General features: G+C 63.3%; 3 protein-coding genes. 2 read left to right on the top strand and 1 reads right to left on the bottom strand.

Annotated elements, in window-relative coordinates; translation table 11 throughout:
• Positions 1-478: NAD(P)-dependent oxidoreductase (locus tag EN750_RS25690; protein ID WP_281062325.1), on the bottom strand; the 478-nt coding region annotated here is incomplete at its 3' end.
• Positions 479-898: 420 nt separating this feature from the next.
• Between EN750_RS25690 and EN750_RS25685 the strand changes: the two genes are divergently transcribed.
• On the top strand, positions 899-1348 hold the full coding sequence (locus EN750_RS25685; RefSeq protein ID WP_127398218.1) for a host attachment family protein: 450 nt from the start codon (positions 899-901) through the stop codon (positions 1346-1348).
• A 222-nt stretch (positions 1349-1570) separates the two neighbouring features.
• Positions 1571-3222 (top strand): YbaL family putative K(+) efflux transporter (ybaL, locus tag EN750_RS25680; protein WP_127398216.1); only part of this gene is annotated, 1652 nt, incomplete at its 3' end.

Raw genomic sequence — 3222 nt, 5'->3', positions numbered from 1 at the left:
GCCCGAGCGACGGCGACAGCATGCGGTCGATGCGGCCGCGCAACATCTGGGCAAGCACCGGGCCTGCACCTTCGGTGCCGATGGCGATGGCGACCGGCGCGCGGTTGACCAGCGCCGGGGTGAAGAAATCGCAAAGCTCAGGCCGATCGACGGCATTGACCGGAATGCCTAGGCGGCGCGCATCCGCAGCCACCCGACGGTCGAGTTCCTCGTCGCCGCTGGCGGCAAACACCATGATCGCGCCTTCGAGCTGCGATGCGTCGTAAGCGGCGGCAAAATGGCTCGCGCCGGCCTGGGCGATGAAGGCGAGCAGGTCGGGCTCGGCGTGTTCCGCGATGATCCGCAGGACCGCGCTCGACTGTCCGATCAGCCGCGCCTTGGCCAGTGCCTCTTCGCCGCCGCCAACGATGGCCACGGCTTCGCCCTCGACCCGCATGAACACGGGGAAAGCGTTGAGCTTGGGAGCAGTGTGCGACATGGACGCGAGCGGAATCCTGAATGAGCTTGCAGTTCTACGCGCGGGCGCGAGAAACCAGAAGGAACGCACTCGCGCATCCCTTATCGGGATGCAATTGCTTTTCTGAAAGCATCCCGGCCAAGAGAAAAATATTTCTCGTTTACGGATGGAGCGGATTCAAGCTGCTGTCGCGGGCCTTGTTTTCCGGGTCTTTTAGCGCCCGGGGAGAAAAGCCGCAAAACTGTTTTTTCTAAATTCTACCAAATTAGTAGATTAAAGCCGCGAACTCTGGACAGCCAGAATGTCCAACGCCGACACGGCTGCCGCCTGGAACATTAGTGGCTCGGGGCGCGTTCTCAAAAGGCCTGTCATATCGGATCGAAACCCCGGCTGCGGAACGCCACGAAAGGCCACCACGCGGCTGAAAAGGAGCCTGTCATCATGAACACAATCATACTCAAGCACGGTACCTGGGTCATGGTGGCCGATGGCGAAAAGGCGCTTTTCCTCAGGAACGCCGGCGACAACAAATATCCGAATCTCGAGGTGGTGCAGGAAATACAGCAGGACAACCCGCCCACCCGCGAGCAAGGCAGCGACAGCCCGGGCCGATACAATGATGGTCCCTCCGTCCATCGCAGCGCAGTCGAGGATACGGACTGGCACCGCATCGGCAAGGAGCGTTTCGCCGATGAAATCGCCGCCCGGCTCTACAAGCTCGCGCATGACGGCGAATTCAACGAGATCGTGCTCGTCGCACCGCCAGTGGTGCTTGGGACAATGCGCAAAAAGCTGCACAAGGAGGTCGAGGACAAGGTGACCGCCGAAATTCCCAAGACATTGACCAACCATGCCATACCGGAAATCGAGGCCCTGCTGCGGGCAGGCTGATATTGTCGATCGGCCCTGACGGATCGAGACGAATAGCACCGCACAAATTCCGATCCGGCCGGCAGCTTCTCAGCTGCCGGTCAAATTTTTGCGGCGGCGCCGTCGATTTCACGGCTTCGCGGGTTGCATCGCCGACATACCATCCACCATATTGCAAAACAGGCGGCGGCTTTGGGCGGCGCTCATCCAACATCGCTGTTTTTGAAAGGCGCTCCATAGACAATGCCGCCTGACACGCCCCTTATCGCCACCATCGTCGCCGGTCTGGGGCTGGCTTTCATCTTCGGGGCTCTCGCCAACCGCTTCCGTATCCCGCCGCTGGTCGGTTATCTCGTAGCCGGCGTGCTGGTCGGGCCGAACACGCCTGGCTTCGTCGCCGATGCCGGCCTTGCCAACGAACTGGCCGAAATCGGGGTCATCCTCCTGATGTTCGGCGTAGGGTTGCACTTCTCGTTGAAGGATCTTCTGTCGGTGCGCGCCATAGCCGTGCCGGGCGCCGTCGTCCAGATCGGCTTTGCCACCGCACTCGGTGCCGGGTTGTCGTGGATGCTCGGCTGGTCGATGGGCGCGGGACTGGTGTTCGGCCTGGCACTATCGGTCGCCTCGACGGTCGTGCTGCTGCGCGCTCTGCAAGAGCGGCGGATGATTGAGACCGAGCGCGGCCGCATCGCTGTCGGCTGGCTGATCGTCGAGGACCTGGCCATGGTGCTGGCGCTGGTGCTGCTGCCGGCGCTGGCCGGCGTGCTCGGCGGCCAGGAGCAGACCGACGCCCATGCAAGCGGGCTGCTGTCGCTGCCGGCCAGCTACGGCATCTGGGGCGTCGTCGGCATCACGCTGGCCAAGGTCGCCGCCTTCGTCGTCGTCATGCTGGTGGTCGGCCGCCGGGTCATCCCCTGGATCCTGCACTATGTCGCCCACACCGGCTCGCGCGAGCTCTTCCGGCTGGCGGTGCTTGCCATAGCGCTCGGCGTCGCCTTTGGCGCGGCCAAACTGTTTGGGGTCTCACTGGCGCTGGGCGCATTCTTCGCTGGCATGATCATGAGCGAATCCGAACTCAGTCACCGTGCCGCCGAAGAATCCTTGCCGCTGCGCGATGCCTTTTCCGTGTTGTTCTTCGTCTCGGTCGGCATGCTGTTCGACCCGTTCAGCCTGATCAGCAATGGCTGGCCGATCCTGGCGACGCTGGCCATCATCGTCATCGGCAAATCGCTGGCGGCGTTCGTCATCGTCGTTGCCTTCGGCTATCCCCTGGCCACCGCATTGATGATTTCGGCAAGCCTTGCCCAGATCGGCGAATTCTCCTTCATCCTGGCCGAGCTCGGCGTCGGGCTGAAACTGTTGCCCGAACAAGGTCGCGACCTCATTCTGGCCGGCGCCATCCTGTCGATCGTCCTCAACCCGCTGATGTTCCTGGCCATCGACTGGATGAAGCCGTGGCTGGAACGGCGCGCCGCCAGGACGGCACCGCCGGTCGAAGCAAAACCGGTTGGTCCGGCGACGGAGCCGGGCCAGGTAGCCTCTGTCGCGGCAACGGCGAAAAGGGAGGACGGGCCGCCGCCCAAGACGGCACTCACCGGCCATGCCATCCTCATCGGCTACGGCCGTGTCGGTGGCCTGGTCGGCTCGGCGTTGAAAGACGCGGCAGTGCCCTTCCTGGTCATCGAGGACGCCGACAAGACGCTGGCGAGGCTGAAAGCGGACAGCATCGAGACCGTCGCCGGCAATGCGGCCAATGCCGAAGTGTTTGCCGCCGCCAACCCCGAAGGCGCCAGCCGGCTGATCCTTGCCATCCCCAATGCCTTCGAAGCCGGTCAGATCGTGCTCCGAGCCCGCGCCGCTAATCCCGGTATCAACGTTATCGCCCGGGCCCATTC

The organism is Mesorhizobium sp. M7A.F.Ca.ET.027.03.2.1 (genome assembly GCF_003999175.1).
Classification (GTDB): Bacteria; Pseudomonadota; Alphaproteobacteria; order Rhizobiales; family Rhizobiaceae; genus Mesorhizobium.
This window is presented reverse-complemented; position numbering and strand designations above follow the sequence as displayed.